Source organism: Streptomyces lincolnensis, assembly GCF_021173675.1.
GTDB lineage: Bacteria > Actinomycetota > Actinomycetes > Streptomycetales > Streptomycetaceae > Streptomyces > Streptomyces lincolnensis_B.
Genome location: NZ_JAIHON010000004.1, coordinates 198,078 through 224,402, shown reverse-complemented (window position 1 = coordinate 224,402; position 26,325 = coordinate 198,078). Strand labels below are relative to the sequence as shown.

Annotated in this window: 27 protein-coding genes; 4 read left to right on the top strand and 23 right to left on the bottom strand. The window is 70.2% G+C overall.

All coding sequences use genetic code 11. The features are described from left to right. Positions 1 to 377: 377 nt before the first annotated feature. Together K4B79_RS11755 and K4B79_RS11750 are read right to left on the bottom strand one after the other, a co-directional pair. Positions 378 to 1,703 (bottom strand): PhoH family protein, encoded by a 1,326-nt coding sequence (locus K4B79_RS11755; RefSeq protein ID WP_232026450.1) that lies wholly within the window; start codon positions 1,701 to 1,703, stop codon positions 378 to 380. 322 nt (positions 1,704 to 2,025) lie between these two features. Next, entirely contained in the window at positions 2,026 to 2,799 is a 774-nt protein-coding gene (locus K4B79_RS11750) for an isoprenyl transferase (protein ID WP_232026449.1), read from the bottom strand. A gap of 686 nt (positions 2,800 to 3,485) precedes the next feature. Here K4B79_RS11750 and K4B79_RS11745 point away from each other — a divergent pair. After that, positions 3,486 to 4,634, top strand: coding sequence for a winged helix DNA-binding domain-containing protein (locus K4B79_RS11745; RefSeq protein WP_232026448.1), 1,149 nt, complete (start codon positions 3,486 to 3,488; stop codon positions 4,632 to 4,634). Positions 4,635 to 4,646: 12 nt separating this feature from the next. Here K4B79_RS11745 and K4B79_RS11740 read toward each other — a convergent pair whose 3' ends face one another. Then, complete coding sequence (locus tag K4B79_RS11740) at positions 4,647 to 5,468, bottom strand: class I SAM-dependent methyltransferase (protein ID WP_232026447.1); 822 nt, start codon at positions 5,466 to 5,468, stop codon at positions 4,647 to 4,649. Between the two features lie 73 nt (positions 5,469 to 5,541). Here K4B79_RS11740 and K4B79_RS11735 point away from each other — a divergent pair, with 73 nt between their 5' ends. Further along, entirely contained in the window at positions 5,542 to 5,907 is a 366-nt protein-coding gene (locus tag K4B79_RS11735; protein WP_232026918.1) for a DUF192 domain-containing protein, read from the top strand. A gap of 12 nt (positions 5,908 to 5,919) precedes the next feature. Here K4B79_RS11735 and K4B79_RS11730 read toward each other — a convergent pair whose 3' ends face one another. The 3 genes from K4B79_RS11730 to K4B79_RS11720 form a co-directional block, all read right to left on the bottom strand. Beyond that, a complete protein-coding gene (locus K4B79_RS11730; RefSeq protein WP_232026446.1) occupies positions 5,920 to 6,939 on the bottom strand; it encodes an alpha/beta hydrolase in 1,020 nt (339 codons plus the stop codon). Between the two features lie 78 nt (positions 6,940 to 7,017). After that, positions 7,018 to 8,499, bottom strand: coding sequence for a sensor histidine kinase (locus K4B79_RS11725; protein ID WP_232026445.1), 1,482 nt, complete (start codon positions 8,497 to 8,499; stop codon positions 7,018 to 7,020). Then, the gene (locus tag K4B79_RS11720; protein ID WP_232026444.1) at positions 8,486 to 9,166 is read right to left on the bottom strand and encodes a response regulator transcription factor; all 681 of its coding nucleotides are present in this window, start codon (positions 9,164 to 9,166) and stop codon (positions 8,486 to 8,488) included. Before K4B79_RS11720 ends, K4B79_RS11725 begins: the two co-directional genes overlap by 14 nt. Before the next feature lie 221 nt (positions 9,167 to 9,387). Between K4B79_RS11720 and K4B79_RS11715 the strand changes: the two genes are divergently transcribed. Next, positions 9,388 to 10,809 (top strand): glycosyltransferase family 39 protein, encoded by a 1,422-nt coding sequence (locus K4B79_RS11715; protein ID WP_232026443.1) that lies wholly within the window; start codon positions 9,388 to 9,390, stop codon positions 10,807 to 10,809. A gap of 98 nt (positions 10,810 to 10,907) precedes the next feature. Here K4B79_RS11715 and K4B79_RS11710 read toward each other — a convergent pair whose 3' ends face one another. From K4B79_RS11710 to K4B79_RS11645, 14 genes are all read right to left on the bottom strand, one after another. After that, a complete protein-coding gene (locus K4B79_RS11710; RefSeq protein WP_232026442.1) occupies positions 10,908 to 11,528 on the bottom strand; it encodes an OmpA family protein in 621 nt (206 codons plus the stop codon). A 7-nt stretch (positions 11,529 to 11,535) separates the two neighbouring features. Continuing rightward, on the bottom strand, positions 11,536 to 12,114 hold the full coding sequence (locus tag K4B79_RS11705; protein WP_232026441.1) for a hypothetical protein: 579 nt from the start codon (positions 12,112 to 12,114) through the stop codon (positions 11,536 to 11,538). A gap of 34 nt (positions 12,115 to 12,148) precedes the next feature. Then, entirely contained in the window at positions 12,149 to 12,745 is a 597-nt protein-coding gene (locus K4B79_RS11700; protein WP_269463376.1) for a pilus assembly protein TadG-related protein, read from the bottom strand. After that, on the bottom strand, positions 12,742 to 12,939 hold the full coding sequence (locus K4B79_RS11695; RefSeq protein ID WP_232026439.1) for a Flp family type IVb pilin: 198 nt from the start codon (positions 12,937 to 12,939) through the stop codon (positions 12,742 to 12,744). The genes K4B79_RS11700 and K4B79_RS11695 overlap by 4 nt, the downstream gene beginning before the upstream one ends. A 139-nt stretch (positions 12,940 to 13,078) precedes the next feature. Further along, positions 13,079 to 13,837 carry a response regulator gene (locus K4B79_RS11690; protein ID WP_232026438.1) on the bottom strand — a complete coding sequence of 253 codons (759 nt, stop codon included), beginning with the start codon at positions 13,835 to 13,837 and terminating at the stop codon, positions 13,079 to 13,081. Then, complete coding sequence (locus tag K4B79_RS11685) at positions 13,834 to 15,303, bottom strand: sensor histidine kinase (protein WP_232026437.1); 1,470 nt, start codon at positions 15,301 to 15,303, stop codon at positions 13,834 to 13,836. Before K4B79_RS11685 ends, K4B79_RS11690 begins: the two co-directional genes overlap by 4 nt. A gap of 20 nt (positions 15,304 to 15,323) precedes the next feature. Next, a complete protein-coding gene (locus K4B79_RS11680) occupies positions 15,324 to 16,211 on the bottom strand; it encodes a DUF5936 domain-containing protein (RefSeq protein ID WP_232026436.1) in 888 nt (295 codons plus the stop codon). A 22-nt stretch (positions 16,212 to 16,233) separates the two neighbouring features. Continuing rightward, positions 16,234 to 17,178, bottom strand: a complete 945-nt coding sequence (locus tag K4B79_RS11675) for a type II secretion system F family protein (protein ID WP_232026435.1) — start codon at positions 17,176 to 17,178, stop codon at positions 16,234 to 16,236. Between the two features lie 20 nt (positions 17,179 to 17,198). Further along, positions 17,199 to 18,536: a CpaF family protein gene (locus K4B79_RS11670; RefSeq protein WP_232026434.1), complete on the bottom strand. Its 1,338-nt coding sequence runs from the start codon at positions 18,534 to 18,536 to the stop codon at positions 17,199 to 17,201. 10 nt (positions 18,537 to 18,546) lie between these two features. Beyond that, the gene (locus K4B79_RS11665) at positions 18,547 to 18,918 is read right to left on the bottom strand and encodes a TadE/TadG family type IV pilus assembly protein (RefSeq protein ID WP_232026433.1); all 372 of its coding nucleotides are present in this window, start codon (positions 18,916 to 18,918) and stop codon (positions 18,547 to 18,549) included. A 1-nt stretch (position 18,919) separates the two neighbouring features. After that, entirely contained in the window at positions 18,920 to 19,258 is a 339-nt protein-coding gene (locus K4B79_RS11660) for a pilus assembly protein (protein ID WP_374208466.1), read from the bottom strand. A 917-nt stretch (positions 19,259 to 20,175) separates the two neighbouring features. Then, positions 20,176 to 21,435 carry an AAA family ATPase gene (locus K4B79_RS11655; RefSeq protein ID WP_232026431.1) on the bottom strand — a complete coding sequence of 420 codons (1,260 nt, stop codon included), beginning with the start codon at positions 21,433 to 21,435 and terminating at the stop codon, positions 20,176 to 20,178. Positions 21,436 to 21,444: 9 nt separating this feature from the next. Beyond that, positions 21,445 to 22,152, bottom strand: coding sequence for a Flp pilus assembly protein CpaB (gene cpaB, locus K4B79_RS11650; protein ID WP_232026430.1), 708 nt, complete (start codon positions 22,150 to 22,152; stop codon positions 21,445 to 21,447). A 60-nt stretch (positions 22,153 to 22,212) separates the two neighbouring features. Continuing rightward, positions 22,213 to 23,100 carry a hypothetical protein gene (locus K4B79_RS11645; RefSeq protein WP_232026917.1) on the bottom strand — a complete coding sequence of 296 codons (888 nt, stop codon included), beginning with the start codon at positions 23,098 to 23,100 and terminating at the stop codon, positions 22,213 to 22,215. 392 nt (positions 23,101 to 23,492) lie between these two features. Here K4B79_RS11645 and K4B79_RS11640 point away from each other — a divergent pair, with 392 nt between their 5' ends. Continuing rightward, a complete protein-coding gene (locus K4B79_RS11640) occupies positions 23,493 to 25,181 on the top strand; it encodes a chitinase (protein ID WP_232026429.1) in 1,689 nt (562 codons plus the stop codon). Positions 25,182 to 25,228: 47 nt separating this feature from the next. Here K4B79_RS11640 and K4B79_RS11635 read toward each other — a convergent pair whose 3' ends face one another. From K4B79_RS11635 to K4B79_RS11625, 3 genes are all read right to left on the bottom strand, one after another. Then, positions 25,229 to 25,498, bottom strand: a complete 270-nt coding sequence (locus K4B79_RS11635; RefSeq protein WP_232026428.1) for a winged helix-turn-helix domain-containing protein — start codon at positions 25,496 to 25,498, stop codon at positions 25,229 to 25,231. A 14-nt stretch (positions 25,499 to 25,512) separates the two neighbouring features. Beyond that, positions 25,513 to 25,809, bottom strand: a complete 297-nt coding sequence (locus K4B79_RS11630) for a GntR family transcriptional regulator (RefSeq protein WP_232026427.1) — start codon at positions 25,807 to 25,809, stop codon at positions 25,513 to 25,515. A 66-nt stretch (positions 25,810 to 25,875) separates the two neighbouring features. Further along, positions 25,876 to 26,322, bottom strand: a complete 447-nt coding sequence (locus K4B79_RS11625; RefSeq protein WP_232026426.1) for an SMI1/KNR4 family protein — start codon at positions 26,320 to 26,322, stop codon at positions 25,876 to 25,878. Positions 26,323 to 26,325 lie beyond the last annotated feature (3 nt).

The window sequence follows — 26,325 nt, the reverse complement described above, 5'->3', positions numbered from 1 at the left end:
GACGCAATCGTGCCCCTGACACTGGCCTCCCAACTGCGGGGTCACGGAGGCGCGGGCCCGGTGGGCAACTCCCCTGAGGGAGGCGCCGCGTGGTTCAGCGGGCGGCATACGACGACGTTATGGAGTTGAGTGTGGTGTTCCTGTGATGCCGTACCGCTGGGGGTACAGGTGTGTCGTATGCGGGGCCTGACAGGAATGAGACTCTGCCGTAACCGGACGCCGGGTGGCAATTCCGAGTTGCGTGTGAAAGCTCACATCCTGTTTGGCGCCTGTGATTCTGAGAAACCGCAACACGCGAAGGCGCCGCCCGACTAGGCTCTTCGCCTTTTCGAACGGCGCCAACTACCGCGTAACCGGCCCCTAATGGGCCCGATCCCTCAGATCTGCCCGTCTTCGAGCATTTCGGTCACAAGGGCCGCGATCTGGGACCTCTCGGACCTCGTCAACGTGACGTGGGCAAAGAGGGGATGGCCCTTCAGCTTCTCCACCACGGCGACGACACCGTCGTAGCGGCCGACCCTCAGATTGTCCCGCTGGGCCACGTCATGAGTGAGGACCACTCGTGAATTCGCGCCGATTCGGGACAGAACGGTGAGAAGGACGTTCCGTTCGAGGGACTGCGCCTCGTCCACGATCACGAACGCGTCGTGGAGGGAGCGGCCGCGGATGTGGGTGAGCGGAAGGACTTCGAGCATCCCGCGCGCGGTGACCTCTTCGATGACCTCGCGGCTGGTGACCGCGGACAGCGTGTCGAAGACCGCCTGCGCCCAGGGGCTCATCTTCTCGGACTCGGAGCCGGGCAGATAGCCGAGCTCCTGCCCGCCCACCGCGTACAGCGGCCGGAAGACCATCACCTTCTTGTGCTGGCGTCGCTCCAGCACGGCCTCCAGACCCGCGCACAGCGCGAGCGCCGACTTGCCGGTGCCGGCCCGGCCGCCCATGGAGACGATGCCGACGTCCGGGTCGAGGAGCAGATCCAGCGCGATGCGCTGCTCCGCGCTGCGGCCCTTGATGCCGAACGCCTCGCGATCCCCGCGCACCAGCCGGACGTTGCCGTCCGGCGAGACGCGGCCGAGCGCCTTGCCGCGCTCGGAGTGGATCGTCAGACCCGTGTGCACCGGCAGGTCGGCGGCCTCGGGGACGTAGACGTGCCCCTCGTCGAAGAGGATGTCCACCTGTTCGCCCGGCAGGGTCAGTTCGGACATCCCGGTCCAGCCGGAGGAGCCCGTGATGGCGAGCTCCGCCCGGTACTCCTCGGCCAGGAGACCGACGGAGGACGCCTTGATCCTGAGCGGGAGGTCCTTCGAGACGACGGTGACGTCGTACCCCTCGGCCTGGAGATTGCGGGCGACCGCCAGAATGCGGGAGTCGTTGTCCCCCAGGCGGTAGCCGCTGGGCAGCACGCTGGGGTCCGAGTGGTTGAGCTCGACACGAACGGTGCCGCCGAGGTCCCCGATCGGGATGGGGGCGTCGAGACGGCCGTGCCGGACCCGGAAGTCGTCGAGCAGGCGCAGGGCCTGCCGGGCGAAGTAGCCGAGTTCGGGATGGTGCCGCTTGGCCTCCAGTTCCGTCACCACGACGATGGGGAGCACGACCTCGTGCTCGTCGAAGCGGTTCAGGGCATTGGGGTCCGACAGCAGAACACTGGTGTCGAGGACATAAGTGCGCCGGTCAGGCTTGTGGCGCTTTGTGCTGGTCACCACGGAAGGACGTACCCCCTCGGATGAGGTCGGGGAGCGACGGAGTGGAGCTGGACCGGTCGTCGGCCGCGATGCACGGGCCGGGGACCGGCCCTCCACTGCTTCTTCCGTGCGGTGATCGCACGGTCGAGCTGGTGCAAAGGGCCTCCCGGGCGGACGGCCCCGTGCCGCCCGCTGAGATCCGACACCCGTGGTTCGGGTGTCGACCTGCTTGGCTTATGCCCTCGAACATGCGCTGCCATGCCCGCTCGTAAGGCGGCGCGCTGGTGAACTCCTTGTTACTTCCGCCCCAGAGGGGGTACTCGCGGGCCCCGGCCGCCCGGGATCAGCCGCCGTAACGCCGGTGGCGGGCCGCGTAGTCACGCAGGGCGCGCAGGAAGTCGACCTTGCGGAAGGCCGGCCAGAAGACCTCGCAGAAGTAGTACTCCGAGTGGGCGGTCTGCCACAGCATGAATCCGGACAGCCGCTGCTCGCCGCTGGTGCGGATCACCAGGTCGGGGTCGGGCTGGTCGCCGGTGTAGAGGTGCCGGCCGATCGTCTCGACGTCCACGGCCTCGGCGAGCTCCTCCATCGAGGTGCCCTTGTCGGCGGCGTCCAGGATCATCGAGCGGACCGCGTCGGCGATCTCCTGGCGGCCGCCGTAGCCGATGGCGACGTTGACCAGTATCCCGTCGGTGGCGGCGGTGGCCTCCTCGGCCTCCTTGATGGTCCGCTGCATGCCCTGCGGCAGCAGGTCCAGCGCGCCCACGTGGTGGACCCGCCAGCGGCCGTCGGCGGCGAGGGAGCGGACGACGTCCTCGATGATCCCGAAGAGCGGGACGAGCTCTTCCTGCGGGCGGTCGAAGTTGTCGGTGGAGAACAGCCAGAGGGTGACGACCTCGACGTCCGTCTCGGTGCACCAGCCGAGGAACTCCTCGATCTTGTCGGCACCGGCGCGGTGACCCTGGGCGGTGGTGGAACCGGCGGCCTTCGCCCAGCGCCGGTTGCCGTCCATGACGACGCCGATGTGCTTGGGCACCTGGGCGTGGTCCAGGTGACCTTCCACCCGGCGTGCGTACAGCCTGACGAGCAGGCCGCGCAGTGTGTCGCGCAGGTTCACGTGATTGTCAGCCCCTCCGTGCGGATGCGGTCCCCGCGAGCCGAAGGGTACCGCGCCGTGTGTTTCCGGGTGCGGGTGGGTTGTTGGCGCCCAAGGGGTGGGGTGTTGGGGGTGCGTTGGCGAGTGCGGCCCGGTGGGGGTTGATCGCGCAGTTCCCCGCGCCCCTTTGGTCGGGACAGTCGACGTCCCTCAAGAGGTACCCCTCTCGGGGCAAAAAAACGGGCCGGTCCGTGGGGGGGAGACGGACCGGCCCGAGGGGGGGTTTCCACCATAACCCTTTGTAAGTGCTGCTGGGTGCATCGGCGTGCCAAAACTACTCTCCGGAGTCGGACGGCGACGCGGGGAGGGGGGTCATGGGGCCTTTTCGGAGCCGTTTCATGGCCGGATCACAGTGGATTCACGGGCCGCGAGCGGGTGGGAGGGGTTCCCTCCGGAGGGTGACGCCGGGAGTGGCGCGGCCTTGACGGCACCGCGCGGTCCCCTCCACTGCGCGGTGCCGCCCGCGCAGCTTTGCTGACGCGAATTACCTGCGTTCGAACGTACGCGAGGTGTGGCGCCGACGCGAGCTGCCTGGGATAACAATGTGGAAACCCCGTGGAGCCATGGATACACAGGGAGTGATCGTCCCACTGGGCGGGTCGGCGAAGAGGACGGAATCTGGCCTTGTTGGGTTCTAGCGTCGGGACATGACCTTCATGACGTGGGACCGCGCGAGCGCGCGGCGGTTGGAGCGGCAGTTTCTGGCGGAGCCCGCCGCGGCCGTTACGCCGGTTGCCGAGATCGTGGGCGCGATGCTCGGCGCACACGCGCAGGTGCTGTCCGCGGCGGAACTGTCGGTGGGGGTGCGGAGCACCGGAATCACCCGGGTGGGCGTACGGAACGCGCTCTGGGAGGAACGGTCCCTGGTGAAGACGCACGGTCCGCGCGGGACGGTCCATCTGCTCCCCGCCCGGGAACTGCCCCTGTGGTGCGCCGCGCTGACGGCCGTTCCGGCGGGGGCGAACCCGTTCCCGCCGGACGTGCGGGTCACCGAGGAGCAGGCGGAGCTGATCGTGGAGGCGATCGGGGACGCCCTGGAAGGGGTCTGCCTGACCATCGACGAGCTGACCGAGGAGGTCGTCGCCCGCACCGGCCCCTGGGCCGGAGACCTGGTGATGCCCGCCTTCCAGGGCCTGTGGCCGCGCTGGCGCCAGGTCCTCCACCGGGCCGGCCAGTCGGGCGCCCTCTGCTTCGGCCCGAACCGCGGCCGCAAGGTGACCTACACCCGCCCCCCGCGCTTCGACCCGCTGCCCCCGGACGAGGCGGTACGTGAGCTCGTACGGCGGTATCTGCACGCCTACGGGCCGTCGACCCCGGCGTACTTCGCCAAGTGGCTGGCGGCACCGGCCGGTTGGGCCGCCGGGATCTTCCGGGCGCTGGAGGAGGCCGGGGAGATCGAGGAGCTGACCCTGGAGGGAGCCCCGGCCTGGGTCACGGCCGGCGACACCGCCTTCCCCGACGAGCCGGTGCGCGGGGTGCGGCTGCTGCCCTACTTCGACGCGTACGGCATCGCCGCGCAGCCGCGTGAGCTGCTGTTCCCCGGTGCGGCGTACCGGCGGGCGCTGGCGGGCGGCCAGGCCGGGAACTTCCCCCTGCTGCTGGTCGACGGGGTGGTGGCCGGGGTGTGGCACCAGCGGCGCCAGGGACGGCGTACGACCGTCACGGTGGAGCCGCTCGGGCCGCTGTCGGCGTCGGCGGAGCGGGAGTTGGGCGAGCGGGTGGAACGGGTGGGGGAAGTGCTGGAGGCCCGGCCGGAGTTGGTGATCGGGGAGGTGACGGTGGGGCCGCATGCGTGACGGGGGTGAAGGTCAGACCCGTGGCTTGCGGGCCTCGACGAGGTGGCGGCTGCTGTGGGCGACGAAGGGGCCCTCGGACTCGATCCGCTCGTGCAGGGCGCGGAGTTCGGGCTCGTACTTCTCGACCGTGAAGTCCGGGACCATCCAGATCACCTTGCGGAGGAAGTGGACGACGGCGGCGATGTCGTAGAACTCCATGCGGAGCCGCTCGGCGCGCAGGTCGACGATCTCCAGACCGGCGGCCACCGCTTCGGCGCTCTCATGGTCGGGGTGACGGCCGTTGCGCCGCTCCTCCGGCTGGGGGCCGAGGAAGTGCTCGACGAGTTCGAAGACGCTGGCCGGGCCGACGTGCTGGGCGAAGTAGGTGCCGCCGGGCCGGAGCACGCGGGCGATCTCCGGCCAGTCGGCGCGGACCGGGTGCCGGGCGACGACGAGGTCGAAGGTGCCGTCCGCGAACGGCAGGGGCACGTCGTCTCTTGTCGCGACGACGGCGACCCCGCGCGGGCGGAGCAGGGCGGTGGCCTTGGCGACGTTCGGCGGCCAGACCTCGGTGGCGACGGTGAGCGTGGGCGCCTGCGCCGCCTCCCCGAGGGCGAAGTCCAGGACTTCCCCGCCCCCGGTGTGGACGTCGAGCACGGCACCGGCACCGGCCAGCCGCCGGGCCAGCGAGCGCGCGTATCCCCAGGAGGGCCGGGCCTCGGTGGCGCGCCCCTCGAACCAGGAGAAGTCCCACCCCTCGGTGGGGACGGCGGCGCCTTCGGCCACGAGCTCCTCGAAGGTGCGGCGGGCTGGGGGCGTGCGGTGGCGCTGCTGGTCGGCGAGTGGCTGGTCCATGGGCCGATGGTCGCAGGGGGTGGGCCGGGGGCGCCGCCGATTATCCGGAGTGGAAGGGTGTCGGGGTATGGGCATGGGCAGATGGCGGGATGGACAGGGGACGTTGGTCGTTCGCGGAGAGCGGGGCGAGGCGACCGTTCCGTTGGAGATCGCCGCGTCGTACCGGGCCCGTACGAGGGGTCTGCTCGGGCGGGACTCCGTCGACGGGGCGATGCTCCTGTCCCCCGCGGGCAGCGTGCACACCTTCCGGATGCGGATGCCGATCGACGTCGCCTACCTCACCCGCGACCTCACCGTCCTCGCCGTCCGCACCATGCGGCCGGGACGGCTGGGCCTGCCCCGGCCCCGGTCCCGCCATGTGCTGGAGGCGGAGGCCGGGGCGATGGAGGGGTGGGGTCTGCGGGCCGGGGTGCGGGTGGAGATCGTGCCGGGCGACTAGCGAGGTGGACGTCTACACGGGCAGGGCGTGCAGCAGGTCCGTGACGCGGGTCGGGTCGGTGGGGCCGCAGTGGCCGGAGCCGGGGAAGTCGTGCACGGTGAAGCGGTTGTCGGGGGTGAGGTCGTCCGCCTCCGCGATCATGCGGTCCTGGAGCTCGGGGGAGACGGTCCGGTCCTTGCCGAACCGCAGGTAGGTCCGCGGGATCCGCCCCCACCTCTCGGCGCTGCCGACGGCGCGGCCCGCGTACGCCGCCATCGACTCGTCCGTCTGCATGCCCTCGATCACCCGCAGGAACGCCGCGTCGGTGTACTCCGCGCAGACCATCTCCTTGAACACCGCGAGGTCACGGCGGTCGCCGCTGCGCCAGTTCAGCCGCAGCACGCCCAGCTTCTCCGGGTCCCCGATCATCTGGTCCCACGGGGTGATCGCCCGCTGCCCCTCGGGGGAACCCGCGCAGTCGTTCAGCGACGGCATGCTGCGGCTCGGGCACATCGCGGCCATGTAGCAGAGGTGCGCGAGGAGTCCCGGTACGGCGTTCCCCACCCGGTTCAACGACACGCCCCCCATGCTGTGCCCCACGAGGATCACCGGCCCCCCGAGCCGAGCGGCCCGCCGCACCGCCCCCGCCACCCGCCGCTCGAAGTCCTCCACGGTGAGCGCGGCCACCGGCGACGCCTCCACCGCGAGCGCCCGCAGGTCCTGCGTCTGGTACGCCTCCGGCATGAACTTCTCGGTCCCGTGCAGCGGTTGGTCCACCGCGACGACCCGGTGCCCGCGCAGGGCCAGCTCCCTGCCGATCGCCGTCCAGAACGTCGCGGCACTGTGGGTGCCGTGCACGAGGACGTAGGTACGGGTGCCGCGCGTTCCGGCCGCGCTCGCCGTCCCCGCACCGACGCCGACACCTACGCCCGCGGCGACCGCGACACCACCCGCCACCGCCGTGAGCCGACGCAGCGCCTGCCGCCGTGAAGTGCCGCTGCCCGACGGGGAGTTCGCGCTCTCGATGTTCTCGATGCTCTCGATGTCAGCCATACCGACGAGGCTACGAACGCCCTGCCCGCCCCACGATGGCTCTGCCCACCCGGTCGGGGGTGTACTTACCGACACCCGTCACTTCTCGGCCGGGGTGGGGGCTCGGGGAAGGCGTAGCCGGAAGCATGCTCCGAGGGTCCGGGGGGTGAGGGTGAGGGTGCCTCCGTGGCGGTGGGCCAGGTCGCGGGCGATGGCGAGGCCCAGCCCGGTGCCGCCGTGGTCACGGGAGCGGGCGTCGTCTAGCCGCACGAAGCGTTCGAAGATGCGCTCGGCGTCCTCGGTGGGCACGCCCGGTCCGTCGTCGTGCACCGTGAGGACGACCCAGGCGTCCTCGTTCCGGATGGTGATCTGGATGCGATGTGCGGCGTGGCGGGCGGCGTTGTCGAGGAGGTTGCGCAGCAGCCGTTCGTACTCGTCGGGGTTTCCGTGTGCGTGTGCGGGGGCGGTGCTGTCGCAGGTGAGGGTCAACGGCCGTTCGGTGAGGGGATATTGCTCGGTCAGCCGGGAGGCGAGGGCGGTCAGGTCGACGGTTTCGGGGCCTGCTGCGGGAGTGCGGGTGTCGAGGCGGGCGAGGAGCAGCAGGTCTTCGGCGAGGGCCTGGAGGCGGCGGGTCTGTCGTGCGGCGGTGGTGGCCGCGGCGGGCCAGTCGGTGCGTTCCGGGTAGGCGAGCGCGACTTCCAGGCTGGCCAGCAGTGTGGTGAGGGGGCTGCGCAGTTCGTGGGCGGCGTCCGCGACGAAGCGGCGCTGCTGGGCGGCGGCGTTGTCGAGGCGTTGGAGGGTGGTGTTGATCGTGGTGGCCAGGGCGGTGATCTCGTGTCCCGTGGCGGCGGGGACGGTGACGCGTTCGCGGGGGTCGCTCGCGGTGACCGAGGCGGTGAGCACGCGGATGGCCTCGACCGGTCGCAGCGCGATGCGGACGGCGAAGTAGGCGACGGCGGCGATCAGTACGACGCTGACGAGCCCGGCGCGCAGCAGCACGCGGTCGGTGGTGTCGGTGATGTCCTCGGCTGTGTGCGGGAGCACCACCACATAGACCCGCAGCTGGGCGTCGGCGGCGACGCCCAGAGCGGCGGCTTCGTCGCTGCTGAGTTCGTCGGCGCCGATGTCGGTGGCCATGACCGTGTAGGTCCTGCCGGCCAGGTCGGATCCGTACCTGGAGTTGTCGTCGCGGCGCACCGGCATGCGGACGGGATGGGTCATCATGCCCCCGGACTCCATGGCGTCCGTCGGGGTGGGCAGCACATGGCGGGTGCCGGGATCGAAGGCGTCCATGCCTCCGCCGAAGGTGACAGCGGCGCGTCGGCCGGTCGCGACGACCTCGTACGGCGCGTCGGCGCCTCTGCGAACGGGAACCACACCCTCGCTCAGCTGATCGGCAAGAGACCGGAGCTGCGCCTCGGCTCGCATTTCGGCGATCTTCGTGCCCTCGCGGTAGACGTCGCGGTGGACCCACCAGCCGATGCCGACCAGGATGACGGCGGCGGTCGAGGCTACGGCCAGTGCCGTGCGGGATCGCACCGACCGCGGCCACCAGCGGCGTCGCGGCTCAGTCGCGTTCACGGTCGTCCACCAGCCGGTAGCCGGTACCCCGTACGGTCTGCAGCGACTTCCGGTCGAACGCGGCGTCCACCTTCTTGCGCAGAGCGCTGACGCGCGCCTCCACCAGGTTGGGATCCCAGGCCTCGTCGGGCCACGCGTGATAGAGCAGATCCGCTTTGGAGACCGCCTGGCCCGCCCGGCGGGCCAGCAGCTCCAGCACGGCGAACTCCCGGGGCGTGAGTTCCACCCGGGTCCCGGCCCGGCGGCAGATTCGGCCGGCGACGTCCAACGAGAGGTCGCCCACGGCGAGGACGGGCGGGGCGACCGCGGCGGCTCGTCTGACCAGGGCCCGCAGCCGTGCGACGAGCACCATGTAGGAGAAGGGTTTGGCCAGGTAGTCGTCGGCCCCCGTGTCCAGGGCCTCCGTCTGATCCCAGTCCCCGTCCTTGGCGGTGAGTACCAGGATGGGGGTCGCGTTGCCCTCCCGGCGCAGCTGGGCGCAGACCTTGTAGCCGTTGAGTCCGGGCAGCATCAAGTCCAGTACGACCAGGGCGTATTCACCGGTCCGGGCCATCCACAGTCCCTGCCGGCCGTCATGGGCGAGGTCGACGCTGTAGCCCTCGGCGGTCAGACCGGTGTGCAGGGTGTGGGCAAGGTCCACCTCGTCTTCCACCACCAGGATGCGCATGCGGTGCAGCTTCGCACAGCGCCGGCCCGCCTTCCTGATCGTCCGGTCAGGTCGGGTCAGCATCCGGTCAACGAGGCCCCGGCACGCTGGCGGAACATCTCCGCCACTGCTGAAAGGCCCTGCCGCCGATGTCCGTTGCCGAACGAGGCCTTGCCGTGGCCAGGACGGTTTCCCCTCCCCCGCCGCCGAGGCCGACCGGAGCCGTTGTCGTCATCGCGCCCATGTCGCTGGCCATCGCTGTGGGGCTGTGGGGTATCCGCAGACAGAACACCCTGTGGGGCGACGAGGCCGTCACCTACCAGCTCGCGCACCGCGATCTCTCGCAGATATGGCACACCGCCCAGCATGTCGATCTGGTTCATGCCCTCTACTACGCCGTGATGCACGGGATCTTCGGTCTCTTCGGCGGAGGGCTGCTGACGTTGCGGCTGCCGTCCGTGCTGGCGATGTCCGTGGCGGCGGGCGGAGTCGGGCTTCTGGGGCTACGCCTGGCGGGCCCCCGTGCCGGGCTGCTGGCCGGGCTGGTGTTCGCGCTCCTCCCTCAGGTCCAGAAGTACGCGCAGGAAGGCCGCTCGTACGCCATGGTCTGCGCCCTGGTCACCTGGGCCACCTGTGCGCTCGTGGCCGGCGTCACGCATCGCGCCCGGTGGCGGTGGGCGGTCTACGGCTCCACCATGCTGTCGGCCTGTCTGCTCCATGAATTCGCGGTCCTCGCTCTGGTCGCCCACGGCGTCACGCTGGTCGTCTCCCGGGTGCCACGACCGGTGCTGAAGGCGTGGAGTGTGACGGCCGCGGGCATTGTGACCGGGCTGTCGCCACTCGTGATCGGTAGTGCGGGACAGTCGGCGCAGGTGTCCTGGATCGACGGACCGGTGCGGCTTTACGGCTTCCTGACCGTGGCGATCGTGGCCGTGGCGTGCGCCCTGGCACCCCTGGGGGCCAGGGGACCCGTGCGGCTTTCCGCGCTGGCCGTACCGATGGTCGTGCTTCCGGTCCTTCTGCTGCTGACCGCCTCCCTGGTCAAGCCCCTTTTCGTCGACCGGTACGTGCTCTACAGCCATATCGGAATCGCGCTGCTGCTGGGCGCCTGGGCGGACTACTTCCTCCGGCGGCGACGGTCTGCCCGCCTCGCGTGGATCGCGGCGGCCGCCGTACTGGCCGCGCTCGTCCAGCCGAGCCTCTCGCTGAGGACGCCCCAGAGCCGGAGCAACGACGTCACCGCCATCGGCGCCGCCGTACGCAAGGAAGCCCGTCCCGGCGACGGGCTCCTCTATCTCTCCGGCCGACACCGGATCCTGACCTCGGCCACCCCCGAGGACACCCGTTTCCTGACCGATCTCGCCCTGGCACAGGATCCCGTTTCGTCCAACACCCTTGCAGGCGTCGAACTACCCGCCCAGGACATCGCGGCCCGCATGCTGGAGTTCGACCGGATCGTCGCGGTCCGCGCGTCGGGTGCGCACTCGCCGACCGACCCACGAGACCAAGCGAAAACAACGACCCTGCGACGCCACTTCCACGAGTACGGAACCACCCGTGTCAACGGGGCGCGAGTCACCGTCTACGTCCGAGACCACGACCTGCCTCCGGAGGCCGGTCCTGGGGGCGAGCAGAGGGACGGCCCACAGCGTGCCATTCTGTAGGCCAGGAGATCAGCACCAGCTGGACGACCCCGTACAGGGCCGCGGCCACCATCAGTAGGGTCCCGCGTGCCCCCGCCCCCCCGGTCAGTTCTCCTCGGTCAGTTCTCCCCGCGCGGGAACGATACCTCCACACGGCGGTTCTTCTTGCGGCTCGCCTCCGTCGCGTTGGAGGCGATCGGGTACTGCTCGCCGTAGCCGCGGACCTCGAAGGTGATGTTCGGGTCGTTGAGTTCCTGTTCCAGGACGCCTTCCACGGCGTTCGCGCGGCGGCGTGACAGGACGTCGCCGTGGGCGGAGGAGCCGAGGTTGTCCGTGAAGCCGAAGACGCGGATGCGGGTGGCCTTCTGGATCTTGATCTCCTCCGCGATCGCCGAGATCCGTGACCTCGCCTCCCCGCCCAGCTTCGCGCTGTCCTTGCCGAACAGCACCTCCGCCTGGAGGGCGAACTTCACGTCCGCGTTCGTGTCCTCGCGGCGTTCGTCACCGCTCTGGTCCTCCACGACCTGCTTGATGTCCAACACCTTCGGCTCCGCGAGCGTCGCGCCCTCGGGGAGCTTCAGGTCGGGGTCGTTGGCGTCGACGTTCACGGGGGCGGAGGCGGAGGGTTCGGTGCCCGGGGGAACGCTGGGGCCGTCGTCCGCGTGGGCGGGGGCGGTGAGGACTGCCGCCATGAGGGTGGCCGCGGTGAGGGTCAGGGCGAGGCGGTTGGTGGTGGTCATGCTGGCCTCAACCGGAGATCTGGATGGTGGCGGAGGCGAAGGTGGGGAGCTGGAAGGTGACCTCGGAGCTGCCCGAGGGAGGAGAGGGGAACTGGAGGAAGACGGCAATCGATTCGCCCGCCTTGAGGGACGAGAAGCCTGTGGTCGTCAGGGGGCGCCCGTCGGTGTCCCGCAGCACGTAGTAGCGCTTCTTGTCCTTGCTGTCCACGAGAGTCGCCCCACCCAGCGACATGCCGTGCCTGAGGATCTCCGTCTCGTCTCCCCTCACCGCGGCAGGCACTGTGATGCGCTCGGCGCCATCGTTCTTCAGGTTGCCGCCGACCGTCACGAATCCTCCCGCATCACGTGCGGCAGAGGTGATTTGGAGCAGCAGGCCGTTCGAGCCCTTCATCTCTGCGAGCGGCGCGTCGGACTCGCCTTCCTGAGTACTCGGCCCGGCCCCGCCCGTCTTCGAAGCGGATGCCGACGCCTCGGGCTTCTTGTCCTCGCCTCCGCCGCCGCAGCCGGCCACGCCGAGGGCCAGTCCGGCCGCGACAGTCAACGCGACCATCCCTTTACGGGCCTTCGTAGTGAACCGAATGCTCATCGCTCCGCTTCCTTCATCACTCGTCGCTCGCTTGTCAGTCGGCCAGGTGGACGTCGAAGAGGTCCTCGGGGCCCGGAAGATCGGTGAGGTCGTCCGGGTCCAGCTTCCAGTCCTCGTCGCAATCGAGCTCCGGCAGTACGTCGTCCCCGGCATCTTCTCCAGGAGGATCGAACGTACAGATTGGTTCGATCACGGCGGTGGCGGATGCCTTCGAGTGCATGTTCTCAGTGCCGGGGACGATGGAGTCGCCAACGGCCGTATTCGTCTCGACCTCGACCGTGTAGCCAGGGAACAAACCGTCCGCGAAACCGCACGTCGCTGTGGCGTCGTTCTGCGCGGCCAATTCGTAGGCCCGCCCACATCCGTCGAACGGCACACCGTTGCCGTTGAATATGTCCTGCCACTTGTTCGGGTCGAGGACGTTCTCGACCCACTCGTCCGCGAGCTTGTCCCGGGTGTCCAGGGCTGCCGCGAGCGCCGCCGCATCCGCCGCCGTCTGGGCGCTGTTCCTGTTGGCCGCGGCCTGGCCGACCGCCAGGTAGACGAACGCAAGGAAGAGCAGACCCGCCACCACCGTGATGTAGATGGGGAAGGCCTGCCCTGCGTCGTTGCCCCTAGGCGGCCGCGTCAACCACCGATGACTTGGTTGATCTGGTCCGTGATCGCGGTGTAGATCGTGTTCCCGATGTCCGTCCCCGTGATCGCCAGCACGATCGCCACCACCACCGCGATGATCCCCAGATACTCCACCGCGGTCTGCCCCCGGTCGTCCCGGTTCGCCCGGTTGCGGAGGTACTCGGCGGTGGTGTTGATCCAGTTGCTCATGGTGTTCCCCTCCGATAGCGGCCGCCCGGTGGGCGATCGTCCCACGGTATGACGGAACACCCGGTGCTGCGGAGAGCCTTTGGGCCCAATTCCGGGCCCAAAGGCTGATCCGGTGCCTCCCCCCTGGTGTCATCGGGCGTCACCCCAGCCCGAGTCGGGGGGTCGGGGCCGTGCCGAGCCACTTGGCGGTGGCTTCGGAGCGGCTGGCGCTGTGGAGTTTGGCGAAGATCCGGTTGACGTGGTTCTTGACCGTCTTCTGGCTGATGAAGCACATGGCGGCGATCTGCTGGTTGCTCAGGCCGGACGCGATGAGGTCCATGATCTCCGCCTCCCTCGTACTCAGTCGGAACGCCTCCCGAAAAGACTGTCCCATAGCGGGTTGCAGTCGTGAAGGGGTTTTGGAGAAATCTCCCCGTGAATCAAGGGGGTTCATTTGCGGACGGAAAGGTTCCGGGAGGGTTGCCCTGAGTTGGGCGAGAAGCGTGCCCGCCACGGTGTGGGTGAAGTGGGGACGGCCCTCCTTGACATCTCGTACGGCGGTGACGAGCTGGTCCACGGTGAACTCGCCGTGGACGAGGTAGCCGTCGGCGCCCCGGCGCAGGGCTTCCTGGACGATCTCCGACTCCGTGCTGTACGTCAGCATCAGGACCGGGGCGATCGTCACCAGGTGGGGCAGCGCGGAGATGCCGTCCATGCCGGGCATGCGGACGTCGAGGAGGACGACGTCGGGACGGTGGCGGCGGGCCGCCTCGCAGGCCTCGTGGCCGTCGGCGGCCTCCGCGACGACGGTGATGTCCGGGCGGCCGGAGAGCAGGGCGGTCAGGCCCGCCCGGACCACGGGGTTGTCGTCGGCCACGACGACACGCAGGCCGGGGGCGGGAGCCGGTCGGTCTCTCATCGCTCGGCCTCCTCTCGTGATGGGGGGTGGTGGGGAGGGGTGAGTACGGTCAGCGGGAGTTCCAGGCGGACTTCCGTGCCCTGGGGGTGCGCGCCCCGGCCGACGCGGATGCGGGCGCCGACGGACACCGCGCGCTCGACCATGCCGACCAGGCCGAAGTGGCCGGTGCGGCGGAGCTGTTCGAGCGTGGTGCCCGGGGGCAGGCCGCGGCCGTCGTCGTGGACGCTGATGCGCAGCAGGTCGCCGTGGACGCCGGCCCGGACCTCGACCCGGGTCGCGGAGGCGTGCCGGTAGGCGTTCTCCAGGGCTTCCGTGACGATGGTGAGGAGCTGGCGGGCCACGAGGGGTGGGATCCGTAGGGATGGTTCTGCTCGGTCGCCCGTGCGGTGGCAGGTGGCCGGGAGCGCGGTGCGGGTGGTGAAGTCCCGGGTGTGGGTTGCCAGTTCCTTCAGTACGTCCACCCCCTGGACGTCCCCTTCGCCGGTGGGCCCAGGCTCTGATCCGCGGCGGAGGTCGGCGAGGAGGTCTCGGGACTCGGCGGCGGCCGTGCGGGCGGAGCGGGCCACCAACCCGGCCTGGTGCCTGATGAGGGTCGGGTCGATGCGGGACGCGCTCGCCGAGTTCGCCAGGCCGTCCGCGGCCAGGGCCACGCCGTGCAGGGTCTTGGCCACCGAGTCGTGCATCTCGCGGGCCAGGCGGGCCCGTTCGGCGGTGATCGCCTCCGTCACGGCCAGGCGGGCCTGGACCGAGGTCAGGGCTCGGGTGGCGGCGCCGAAGCGGAGCATGAGGTTGCGGAGCGTGGAGCCGAGGGCGCCCGTGATGACACACAGGCCGGGGAGCAGCAGGGCCTCCGCCGGGCCGGCGCCGGTTCCGGTGCCGGTGTCCTTCAGCGTCGTGTGGACCAGCAGGAGTATGAGCGACTGGAGGGAGGCGAAGACTGCGGCGCCGCGCCAGCCGTAGACGATGCCGGCGAGGAGAGGGGTGCAGACGCTGACGTAGGCGAGCGTGCTGTCCGGGCCGGCCGAGATCAGGAGGAGGGAGCCGACGAGGGTGTCCACCGCCAGGAGGGTGGGGTGGCGGAGGAGGAGGGGGCCGAAGCGTTCCCAGTCCCTGAAGAGGACGTACGAGCCCATGAAGGTGACGACGACCGCCGCGCCGACGAGGCGTTGGCCCAGGCCGGGGTTGGCGTTGAGGAGGGCGGCGGGGGTGGCGAGGGCGATCATGGCCAGGCGGAAGCCGAAGACTTGGCGGCACATGGCCTGGAGGGCGTTCACCTGGACGTCGATGGTGGGTTCAGGCGTGTTGGGGGGTATCCGGCCTTCGGCCGGATCTGGGTTCCCACCCGCACCACCCGTGCTGGTTTCGTAGTCGGGTGCGGGTGGCCCCTGTGGGGGCCGAACGCCGTCGGCGGCCTCGCGTCCCAGCGTCAGCCGTCTGCGTGCCCGGCCCGGCCTCACCATCGTCATCTCTTCACCTCCTGCTCCCCCTACTCCCCCGTGATCGACCCGAAGTCCGTGCCCGACCCCAGCAGCAGACCCGCCCCCAGCAGGATCATCGTGGCCGGGACCATGAACGTGGTGATCATCATCGTGGCCTTGGGGACGGCGCGGGCGGCCTTGCGGCGGGCGTTCTGGGCGTCGGTGCGGCGCATGTCCTTGGCCAAAGCCACCAGCGTGTCGACGATCGGTGCCCCCAGTTCCTCGCCCTGCTGCAGGGCCGTGACGAACATGGCCACCTGCTCGGAGTCGTTGCGGCGGCGCAGTTCCGCGAAGGCCTGGCGGCGGCTCATGCCGAGGTCCATCTGGCGGAGGGTGATGCGGAGTTCGTCGGCCCAGGGGCCCTCGTACTTGGAGGCGACGCGGTCCAGGGCCTGGCGGAAGCCGAGGCCGGCGCTGACGACGACGGCGAGGACGTCGAGGAAGTCGGGGAGGGTCCGTTCGATGACGTCCTTGCGGATGCGGATGGCCGACCAGATGCCGACCTCCGTCCAGAACGCCCCGAAGGCCAGCAGGAGCAGGGCCACGAGGAGGTCGCCACGCAGGAGGAAGACCAGGCAGCCGACGCCGCCGAGGGCGCCGTAGACCGCTCGGCGGGCGGCGTAGCGGTCGATGGTGAGGCCGCCGGGGTTGCCCGCGAGGTCGATCTTGCGGCGGTACTTGGCGACCTGCTTGGGGCCCATGAGGCGCAGGACGGTGGGGGCGTAGCGCATGCCCATGCGGTCGATCAGGGAGTCCACCGCGCCGGTGCGGGTGGCGCCGACCTCCAGGGCGAGCGCGAGGTCGCCGGGGAGTTTGGCGTCCGCGCGGTACATGCGGATGCCGGTGAAGGCGCCCCAGACGGCCAGTCCCATCAGGAAGGCGAGCAGCAGTGCCATGTCGGTAGTCCCTCCTCGCCGCTCAGACGTCGATCCGCGACAGGCGGCGGATGAGGATGAAGCCGACGGCGTAGAGCCCGAAGGCGATGATCACGGCCGCCTGGCCGAAGGGTGAGCCGGTCATGCGTTCCAGGGCGCCGTCCTTGACGCCGTTCATGAGGAAGAGGGAGCCGACGCCGAGGACCGGGACGGCGTAGGCCGTCATGTTGACCTGGGCCAGCTGGGTGCGGACCTCGCGCCGGGTCTCCTTGCGTTCCTCCAGCGTCTCGGTGAGGTTGCGCAGCGCGCTCACCACCTGACCGCCCGCCTTGTTCGACAGCACCAACGTCGTGACCAGGACGACCAGTTCACGGGAGGGCAGCCGCTCGGCCATCTCGCCGAGCGCGTCGTCCATCGTCGCGCCGATCGCCAACTGGTTGGCCACCTGGGCGAGTTCCTCGCCGGCGGGGGCCTCCAGCTCCTCCGCCGCCATGCCGATGGCGGTGCGCAGGGCGAGGCCGGCGTGGGTGGCGTTGGCGAGGATGCGGGAGAGTTCGGGGAGTTGGTTGATGAACTTCTCGATGCGCTTCTGCCGCTGCCAGTCGAGGAACTGCACCGCCGCCCAGACGCCCAGCAGTCCCGCGATCGGACCGAAGAAGGGGGCCAGGGTGGCCTGGCCGATCAGCCACAGCCCGGCCACCAGGGCGAGCATCGCGGCGAAGAACTCGCCCGGCGTGACGTCCAGGCCCGTCGCCGCCAGCCGCAGTTCCAGCTTCCGGCCGGCTGTCGTACGGCGCAGTCGGCGGTCCAGGGTGCGGAAGCGGCGCCGACGGCCGACGACCGGTATCTGGCCGGTGGACGTCAGCCGGTCGACGAGAGCGGCGCGCTGGGCCCGGCCCTTGGCATAGACGTGCACGCCGATCACGGCGAGCACGCAGGTGAGCAGTGCGACGCCGATGGTGAGCGTGACGAGGGTCTGGAGTTCCATGGGGTCGGTCCTACCTGTTCCTACCTGGCTTCTCGGGTGGCTAGCTCGTGCGCGGCCTGGGCCACGCCGAAGGCCTGGGGCGTGGGCTGGCTCGCCATGTAGAGGCGGTCGGCGGTGCGGCGCGGCAGCGGGAAGTGCCGGTAGTCGCCGTAGATCCGGCCGTCGGCGGCCATCGGCCGGGCGTCGAAGCGGGCGACCGTGGCCAGCCGGTACGGCTCGCTGCCGTGGCTGTCCAGCAGCGCGATCTCGGTGATACGGCGGACCCCGTCGGCGAAGCGGGTGAGCTGGATGATGACGTCGATCGCGCTGTTGATCTGGTCGTGCAGCGCCTCGAAGGGGATCTCCACCTCGGACATCGACGCCAGCGTCTTCAGCCGCATCAGCGCGTCCTCGGCGCTGTTGGCGTGGACGGTGGCCAGCGAGCCGTCGTGGCCCGTGGACATCGCCTGGAGCATGTCCAGGGACTCGCCGCCGCGGACCTCACCGACCACGATCCGGTCGGGCCGCATGCGCAGCGAGTTGCGGACCAGGTCGCGGATGGTGATACGGCCCTTGCCCTCGACGTTGGGCGGGCGCGACTCCAGCCGGACCACGTGCCGCTGCTGGAGCTGGAGTTCGGCGGAGTCCTCGATGGTGATGATGCGGTCGCGGTCGGGGATCAGACCCGAGAGGGCGTTGAGCAGGGTCGTCTTGCCGGTGCCGGTGGCGCCCGAGACGATGATGTTGAACCTCGCCTGCACCAGGCCCGCCAGCAGGTACAGCATGTGCTCGTCCAGCGAACCGAAGCCGACCAGCTCGCTGAGCGTGAAGGAGCGCGGGAAGCGGCGGATGGTGAGCGTGGCGCCGGTCAGCGACAGCGGCGGGATGATGACGTTCACGCGCTCGCCGGACGGCAGGCGGGCGTCCACCATCGGGTTGGACTCGTCCACCCGCCGGTTGACCGTCGACACGATCCGCTCGATCGTCTGCATCAGCTGGTCGTGCGAGGCGAAGCGGATCGGCAACTGCTCGACCCGGCCGCCGCGTTCCACGAAGATCGCGTCCGGGCCGTTCACCATGATCTCGGTGATGGACGCGTCCTCCAGGAGGGGTTCGAGGATGCCGAGGCCGAGCGCCTCGTCCACGACCCGCCGGATCAGCTGGGAGCGCTCGACCGTCGACAGGACCGGGCCCTCGCGGCTGATGATGTGCCCGAGGACCCGCTCCAGGCGGGCCCGGCGCTCGGCCGCCGCGAGCGAGCTCATCTCCGCGAGGTCGATCTCCTCCAGGAGCTTGGTCCGGTAGGAGGAGACCAGGTGGCCGTCCTCGCCCCGGTTGCCGTTCTCTTCGGGGGAGTTGATGCGTGACCGCAGGCTCATGGGTGCTTCCTCAGTCGTCGAGCGGCGTGTCGAGGGGCATGGTGGCGGTCTTCCGGGCGGGGTCGAAGTCCCAGCCGGGGACGATCGACGGGATCTGCACGGTCGCGGTGACGGTGACCGTGTCCCCGCCCTCCGCGGCGTCGCAGGCGACGGAGAGCCAGTCGCTGATCGCGGTCGCGCATCCCGCCTGGGCCGTACCCGGTTCGATCGAGGCGGCCCGCGCGCCGGCCCGGGCCGCCGTACCGGCCTGCTGGGCGGTGTAGGCGATGAGCCCGATCTGGACACCGGCCATGGCGACGAGGATCAGGATCGGGATGAAGCCGAGGTATTCGAGGGCTACTTGGCCGCGGTCGCGATCGCGATCCCTGCCTTGGTACGGCATCTCAGTCCTTCACCTCCTCCACGGTCCCGGCGTGCCCCTCCACCGTGAAGGGGAAGCCGATCGAGCCGGGGAAGAGGACCGGGACCTCCAGCCGGACGGTGGCCGTCACATAGCCGCCGCCGGTCTGGCAGTCCGCCTGGCCGTCCCACGCGCCCGGGAGGTGTTCCGTGGCCGCCTGCTGGCACGCGGCCGCCCGCTGCCCCAGTGGTACCTCGGTCGCCGCCCTCGCCGCCTCGTCCGCAGCATTCCCCGCGAGCGTGAACGTGTATCCCAGAAGCACGAACTGCCACAGCAGCACCAGGGTCAGGATGATCAGGGGGGTCATGCCGAGGAACTCGATGGTGACCTGGCCTTGGTCGTCCTTCTGTGGGGAGGTGGGTGGCGGCGGGGAGGTCGGTGGTGGCGCGGAGGTGGGCGTCGGGGAGGCGGTGGGTGCCGGCTGGGAAGCGGGGAGCGGTGAGGAGGCGGGCGCCGGGGCGGAGGCGGGCGCCGGGGCGGAGGCAGGCGCCGGTGAGGTGGCAGACGCCGGTGAGGTGGCAGGCGCCGTCCGGGAAGCGGGCGCCGCCGAGGTGGCGGGCACCGTCCGGGAGGCAAGCGCCGACCGGATAGCAGGCGTCAGCCGGGAAGCAGACACCGGTGAGGAGGCAGGCACCGTCCGGGAGGCAAGCGCCGGCCGGATAGCAGGCGTCAGCCGGAAAGCAGACACCGGTGAGGAGGCAGGCGCCAGCCGGGAAGCGGGCGCCGAGGAAATGGCAGGCGCCAGCCGGAAAGCAGACACCGGCGAGGAGGCAGACCCCAGCCGGGGAGCAAGCCGCCGGATAGCAGGCGTCAGCCGGGAAGCAAACACCGGCGAGGAGGCGGGCTCTGGTGAAGAGGCAGGCGCCAGCCGGAAAGCAGACACCGGCGAGGAGGCAGACCCCAGCCGGGGAGCAAGCCGCCGGATAGCAGGCGTCAGCCGGGAAGCAAACACCGGCGAGGAGGCGGGCTCTGGTGAAGAGGCAGGCGCCAGCCGGAAAGCAGACACCGGCGAGGAGGCAGACCCCAGCCGGGGAGCAAGCCGCCGGATAGCAGGCGTCAGCCGGGAAGCAGACACCGGCGAGGAGGCGGGCACTGGTGAAGAGGCAGGCGCCAGCCGGAAAGCAGACACCGGCGAAGAGGCAGACCCCAGCCGGGAAGCCTGCGCCGACCGGATAGCAGGCGGCAGCCAGATAGCAGGCACCGCCCGAAAAGCGCGCGAGGTCCAGGGAGCTCGCACCGCTACCTCCCCAGCTCTTTGCGTCGTCGGAAGCCCACCGCCGCCCGGTCACCACCGCGGAAGCGGCCGGCCCGATGGTTGGCCGCCTCGGCGCCCTTGACGAGCCCGAGTTCGCCCGCGAGGCCCCACATGGCCTGCTTGACCGTGCCCTTGCTGTCGAGTTCGTGGACGCGGCCGGCGTCGACGGCGCCCTGGAGTTCCTTGAAGTTGGCGGGGATCGCGGTGTTCGCGACGAGCGTCCCGGTGATCTTCTGGATCAGCTGCGGCTGGATCTCCGTACCGCGGCTGTGGCGGTTGACGACGACGGTGGTCTCCTCGGCCTTGCGGACCTGGAGCCGGTCCCACATCCGTACCGCCCGCTTGGCACCGCGCACGGCGACCACGTCCGGGGTGGTGACCAGCAGGGCCGTGTCGGCCATCTCCACGATGGCCGCGCCCGCGCCGCTGAGCTGGGAGCCGCAGTCCACGACGACGACCTCGTAGCGGGAGCGCAGGGCGCTGACGATCTGGCGGGCGGCGCGGTCGGTGACCTCCTCGCCGCGTTCGCCTTCGCCGGGGGCGAGCAGCAGGGCGACGCCGGTGTCGTGGCGGTAGACGGCGTCGGCGAGGACGCGGGGCGAGATGTCGGTGATGGCGGCCAGGTCGACGACCGAGCGGCGGAACTGGACGTCGAGGTAGGAGGCGATGTCCCCGGTCTGGAGGTCCATGTCGAGCAGGGCCGTGCCGCGGCCGGACGCCTGGGCGGCGAGGGCGAGCTGGATGGCGGTGAGCGTGGCCCCCACCCCTCCCTTGGCCCCGCTGACCGTGACGACGGTGCCGCCGACGCCGGTGAACACGTCGCCGCCGACGCCCAGATGACGCCGTACGCCGACCGACCACTGGGCGACCGCGTGGACGCGGCTGGCGAGTTCCTCGTAGCCGAGGGGCAGGGCGATCAGTCCGCGGGCGCCGTAGTCCATGGCGGCCTGGAAGAGGCCGGGGCTGGCGTCTGAGGTGACGAGGATGACGCCGACGGCCGGGAAGCGCAGGGCGACCTCGCGGATGAGCTCCAGGGCCGGGACGGGCCCGATGCGCTCGTGGACGACCACGACCTCGGGCAGCTCGTCGATCGACTCCCCGGCCAGGCGCGCGAGGGTGTCGATGAGCTGGGTGGAGTCGGTGACCGGGGCGACCGGTTCGGCGTCCGGGAGCTGGCTGAGCAGCGTCGTGATCGACCGGACCGCGTCCGCGTCACCGACTGCCGGAAGGATCCTCGTGGGCATGGCGGCCTCTCACTTGTCCTTCGCGAGTTCGTATGAGCGGTCCTGTTCCGGGACGGTCGTGTCGGCGCCGGGCGCGACCAGCGCGAGCCGGACCTCCTCGGCGAACGACTCGGCGTACGTGATGCGCTGGGCGTCGAGCGTGGACAGCGCGAAGGTGATGGGGACGGCGTCGGTCTCCTGCCGGGTCCGGTCGTCCGAGTCGGGCTTGAGGGCGGTCAGTTGGCCGACGTCGATCACCTTGGCGTTGGTGACGATGATCTTGGACTGGTCGGGGTCGGTCTCCCGCCTGCCCTCGAAGGTGGCGTACACGTTGACCGTGGCGCCCGGCGTGATCTTGCCGGCCACACCGGTCGCCGCGTCGATCATGATGGCGACCTCCTGCTGCCCGGGCTGCAGAGCCGGCTGGTCGACGATCATGTCGCTCTGGAGCAGGGAGCCCTTCTTCAGGGTGGTGACGGCGATCTTGCCGCGGACCTCCGCGAGATCGGTGACGGCGTTGTCCGACAGCCACCGCTCCGGCATCTCGATCTTCTCGAACTGGCCCGCGGTGAGCCGGGTGTACGGCGGCACGTTCGCCTTGAGCTGGTACGCGGTGACCTCGGGCCCCACCTTGGACTCCACGTCGTTGATGACGGAGAGCACACCGGCGAACGCGCCGAGGGCGCACAGGACCGACAGGAGCAGGAGTATCACGCCGCGGCGCTGACGGGAGTTCATGGACCGTACGACCTCGTCGGGGGGGTTGGATCGGGCGGAGGAGGGCGGGCCTGGGTCGGCTCACCCGGCGGGCAGTTGGTGCTGGTACCGGGGTGACGCGGTGGTGGAGGTGTTGACGGCGGCGGTGGCGGCGGTGGTGGTCGAGGGCCCGGTGGTGGCCTGGGCCGCGGGGCTGGTGGCGGAACAGAAGACGCACCGGTCGCCGATGAGCTCGATGCCGCACCAGTGACAGATGTTCTGCCGTACCGAGGTGACCAACTGGTAAAGGACGGAGAGGTCGGGCAGGAAGCTGGCGAACTCGATCACCTTCCCGGTCCCCCACCACTCCTGGGACTCGGCGGGCAGCACGGCCTCGCGCAGCCCCTGCGCCTTCCACGCCGGCGCCAGGGTCGCGGTGACCCAGTCGGACTGCAGCTGCCCCTTGGCGACGAGCATCGAGGTGGCGAACTCCGGCCCCGGAAGCGTGACCCCGGGCGCCATCCGCACGAGCTGCGGCTGCGGATGGGCGAGCACACCGAACTGACTGCCGGGCACCCACGACTTGGCGTGCGACTTCAGACTCACGGGAAGCCGGTCGAGCTTGGTGACGGAACCGAGGAGCGCGCCCGCGTGGATGTAGTGCGTGAGCAGCCGCGCGGCCGAGCCGAGCACTCCGGGGCTGAGGTCGCAGGAGGCGAGCTGCCGCAACTGCCGGGCCAGGACGGCGAGTCCCAGGGGCGGCAGATCGGGCCGGAACAGGGCGATACGGTCGCTCTCCAGCAGGGAGCGGACGGTGTGCAGCCGCCGTTCTACCGCCTTCGGTACGGCCGCCGAGTACACGACGACGACATGTCCGTACTGGTCGAGCAGCACCTGCATGGCGGCGAGCGAGTGCTCCAGCGGCTGGCTGTCCAGGTCCGCCAGCACGGCCGCGGGCATGGTTCGGTCGTCCTGCGGCGGCAGCGCCATGTCGGCACTGGTCACGGCAATGGCAGTTGGCACGTGCGCTCCCCGAAATCCCCTGCCGGTGGGCTCGCCCGGTGTGACTCCGGCGCACCCGGTCGACTTCACTGCGTGACTACCTGAGCACTGTAACCACGCCCCTGTGACCGGAGAACAGCGTTTCTATGACTTCCTGGTCCTGTTCAGGGCCTAATAGAGGGCGATTTCAGCTCAGATGGGGCGCACTTGCCACGTGATCTTTTACGACGAGGGCGGCTGCCTCGGCTGAATTGACGTGCTCCTGCCGCAACCCTTGACACCCGCGATTGGTCTGGACCAACTTGGTGGGTGCTGCGGTGGCCACCGCCGTCCCTCGTCCCTCTCCCCCACCGGAGGCACCAGTGCACGGCGTATCAGGCATGCACAGACGACGCCCATGGGCCCTTCTCGCGGGGGCCGCGACAGCGGCCGCCCTGGCCCTCGGGACGACCGGCGCGGGCCAGGCGGTGGCCGCGGACCTCAACAACGCCAAGAACGCCGGCTTCGAGTCCGGCCTGACCGGCTGGACCTGCTCGGCGGGCAGCGGTACGACGGTCTCGTCCCCGGTCCACGGCGGCGCCACGGCCCTCAAGGCCACCCCGGCCGGGCAGGACAACGCCCGCTGCAGCCAGACGGTGGCGGTGAAGCCCAACTCCACGTACACGCTGAGCGCGTGGGTCCAGGGCGGCTACACCTACCTGGGCGCGACGGGAACGGGCACGACGGACGTCTCGACATGGACGCCGGACTCGTCGTCGTGGAAACAACTGTCGACCACCTTCTCGACGGGATCCTCCACGACCTCCGTGACGGTGTACCTGCACGGCTGGTACGGCCAGGCCGCGTACCTCGCGGACGACGTGTCGGTCTACGGCCCCGACGGCGGCGGTGGGGGCGGCGATCCGGAGCCGTCGGTGCCGGGGGCGCCGAGCGGGGTGACGGTGTCGGGCACCTCGTCGTCCTCGGTCTCCCTCTCCTGGGGTGCCGTCTCCGGGGCGACCGGCTACACCGTCTACCGCGACGGCACGAGGGCGACGGCGGTGACGGGAACGTCGGCGACCGTGACGGGCCTGGCCGCCTCCACGTCGTACTCCTTCCAGATCACGGCGACGAACGCGGCGGGCGAGTCGCCGAGGTCGACGGCGGTGACGGGGAGGACCGCCTCCGGGGGCGGTGGGAGCACGGTCCCCAGGCACGCCGTGACGGGCTACTGGCAGAACTTCGACAACGGCGCGACGGTCCAGAAGCTGTCGGACGTCCAGTCGGCGTACGACATCATCGCGGTCGCCTTCGCCGACGCGACGACGGCACCGGGCGCGGTCACCTTCACCCTGGACTCGGCGGGCCTGGGCGGCTACACGGTCGACCAGTTCAAGGCGGACGTCCGAGCGAAGCAGGCCGCCGGGAAGAAGGTCATCATCTCGGTGGGCGGCGAGAAGGGGACGGTGTCGGTCAACGACGCCACCTCCGCGACGAACTTCGCGAACTCGGTGTACGCGCTGATGCAGACCTACGGCTTCGACGGCGTCGACATCGACCTGGAGAACGGCCTCGACGCGACGTACATGACGCAGGCGCTGCGTTCCCTGTCGGCCAAGGCCGGCCCGTCCCTGATCCTGACGATGGCCCCCCAGACCATCGACATGCAGTCGACCTCGAACTCCTACTTCCGGACCGCCCTGAACGTGAAGGACATCCTCACGGTCGTCAACATGCAGTACTACAACAGCGGTTCCATGCTGGGTTGCGACGGCAAGGTGTATTCACAGGGGTCCGTGGACTTCCTGACGGCCCTGGCCTGCATCCAATTGGAAGGCGGCCTGTCTCCGTCCCAGGTCGGCTTGGGCCTCCCGGCTTCCCCCCGGGGAGCGGGCAGCGGCTACGTGTCCCCTTCGGTGGTCAACAACGCGCTGGACTGCCTGACCCGGGGCACGGCCTGCGGCTCCTTCAAACCCTCCCGGACGTATCCGGAGCTGCGCGGGGCGATGACGTGGTCCACGAACTGGGACGCGACTGCGGGGAACGCGTGGTCTTCGGCTGTGGGGGCGCATGTGCACGGGTTGCCGTAGGCGGGGCGCGCGAGGGAGGGCGGTCCGCGGGGGCGCGGGCCGCCCGTTCAGTTGTTCGGCTCTGTCTCCGCGGATGCCCCGCCGCTCGCCTCCGGCATCCCGATGACGTACGTCCCCTTCGCGGGCAGAGTGGCGACGAGCCCCCGCTTCCGAAGCTCGACGACGGCTCGGCGGACGGTGCCGATGCTCACGCGGTACAGATCGGTCATGGCCCGTTCGCTCGGCAGCGCGGCCCCTTGCGGCAATGTGCCGGACGCGATGTCCGCCGCGATGCCGTCGGCGAGTTTCACGTACTCGTAGCGCGGAAGCTCCGTCATCTCTCCACCGTCCCTCAGCTGTTCGGTTCGCCCTCCCTCAAGGCGTCACCGGCGAGCTGTTCAACGACGAAGGAGCCCTTACCGCGCACAGTGACGATGAGTCCACGCTCGCGGAGTTCCTGGGCGGCCCGCCGGGCGGTGAGTCGGGCCACGCCGTACTCGTCGGCGAGATGGTTCTCGGAGGGGATGGGCCTGTCCGGCGCCAGGTCTCCGGACGCGATCTTTCCGGCGATGGCGTCGGCCAGCTGCATGTAGAGCGGTCTGGCGCTCATCGGGTCCAGCGGGGTCTTCGAAGTCTCGACATTGCTCATGCGTCCAACGTAGAGCGGCACCGACCTGCGTCATCGCGTGTCTGCCGTTCTGGCTGGGAGGCTGCACTACTGCCGATACCAGTCCTCTCCCTCACCGACCAGGGCAGCTCGGAGGAACCGCGCCAACGAGGGCGAGATCCACGTACGGCTGTCGGTCTCGTGATCCCAGACGAACACATCGTCCCGCTCGGGCGTCCGAACGAATGCGAACTGATCTCCTCCTCCGTTGTCCCCGAAGAACATCAGTGCGTCGAAAGGCATGTACAGCGCTTCGAACTGCTCATTGCGACGAAATGCCAAGTTTTCCGCCAGGATCCTGTCGGAGGCCCAGACAGGATCCGCCCCATGCTTGGCTTCAATCCCGTCGGTCTCCATGAGCAGCGCTCGAAGGGCTGACGGAAGGGGCTGGCCCAGCTGCTCCTCGATGTCTGCCAGGGAGCTTTCGGCTGCCGCGCCGCGCAGCTCGACATCCGGAAATTCCATCGCCAATTCACGCCACATACGCTGACCCACCTT

Bases quoted from the DNA above. Each gene is read 5' to 3' on its own strand.
- K4B79_RS11680 (WP_232026436.1), bottom strand. From the start codon at position 16,211: ATGGCACTGCTGCTCGCCTTCCTGATGGGACTGGCCGTCTGGGGCGCC.
- K4B79_RS11720 (WP_232026444.1), bottom strand. From the start codon at position 9,166: ATGCGCATCCTGGTGGTGGAAGACGAGGTGGACCTTGCCCACACCCTG.
- K4B79_RS11715 (WP_232026443.1), top strand. From the start codon at position 9,388: ATGTCGCTGGCCATCGCTGTGGGGCTGTGGGGTATCCGCAGACAGAAC.
- K4B79_RS11665 (WP_232026433.1), bottom strand. From the start codon at position 18,918: ATGCCGTACCAAGGCAGGGATCGCGATCGCGACCGCGGCCAAGTAGCC.
- cpaB (WP_232026430.1), bottom strand. From the start codon at position 22,152: ATGAACTCCCGTCAGCGCCGCGGCGTGATACTCCTGCTCCTGTCGGTC.
- K4B79_RS11740 (WP_232026447.1), bottom strand. From the start codon at position 5,468: ATGGACCAGCCACTCGCCGACCAGCAGCGCCACCGCACGCCCCCAGCC.
- K4B79_RS11730 (WP_232026446.1), bottom strand. From the start codon at position 6,939: ATGGCTGACATCGAGAGCATCGAGAACATCGAGAGCGCGAACTCCCCG.
- K4B79_RS11685 (WP_232026437.1), bottom strand. From the start codon at position 15,303: ATGACGATGGTGAGGCCGGGCCGGGCACGCAGACGGCTGACGCTGGGA.
- K4B79_RS11695 (WP_232026439.1), bottom strand. From the start codon at position 12,939: ATGAGCAACTGGATCAACACCACCGCCGAGTACCTCCGCAACCGGGCG.
- K4B79_RS11690 (WP_232026438.1), bottom strand. From the start codon at position 13,837: ATGAGAGACCGACCGGCTCCCGCCCCCGGCCTGCGTGTCGTCGTGGCC.
- K4B79_RS11670 (WP_232026434.1), bottom strand. From the start codon at position 18,536: ATGAGCCTGCGGTCACGCATCAACTCCCCCGAAGAGAACGGCAACCGG.
- K4B79_RS11640 (WP_232026429.1), top strand. From the start codon at position 23,493: ATGCACAGACGACGCCCATGGGCCCTTCTCGCGGGGGCCGCGACAGCG.
- K4B79_RS11675 (WP_232026435.1), bottom strand. From the start codon at position 17,178: ATGGAACTCCAGACCCTCGTCACGCTCACCATCGGCGTCGCACTGCTC.
- K4B79_RS11745 (WP_232026448.1), top strand. From the start codon at position 3,486: ATGACCTTCATGACGTGGGACCGCGCGAGCGCGCGGCGGTTGGAGCGG.
- K4B79_RS11710 (WP_232026442.1), bottom strand. From the start codon at position 11,528: ATGACCACCACCAACCGCCTCGCCCTGACCCTCACCGCGGCCACCCTC.
- K4B79_RS11735 (WP_232026918.1), top strand. From the start codon at position 5,542: ATGGGCAGATGGCGGGATGGACAGGGGACGTTGGTCGTTCGCGGAGAG.
- K4B79_RS11635 (WP_232026428.1), bottom strand. From the start codon at position 25,498: ATGACGGAGCTTCCGCGCTACGAGTACGTGAAACTCGCCGACGGCATC.
- K4B79_RS11630 (WP_232026427.1), bottom strand. From the start codon at position 25,809: ATGAGCAATGTCGAGACTTCGAAGACCCCGCTGGACCCGATGAGCGCC.
- K4B79_RS11655 (WP_232026431.1), bottom strand. From the start codon at position 21,435: ATGCCCACGAGGATCCTTCCGGCAGTCGGTGACGCGGACGCGGTCCGG.
- K4B79_RS11705 (WP_232026441.1), bottom strand. From the start codon at position 12,114: ATGAGCATTCGGTTCACTACGAAGGCCCGTAAAGGGATGGTCGCGTTG.
- K4B79_RS11645 (WP_232026917.1), bottom strand. From the start codon at position 23,100: ATGGCGCTGCCGCCGCAGGACGACCGAACCATGCCCGCGGCCGTGCTG.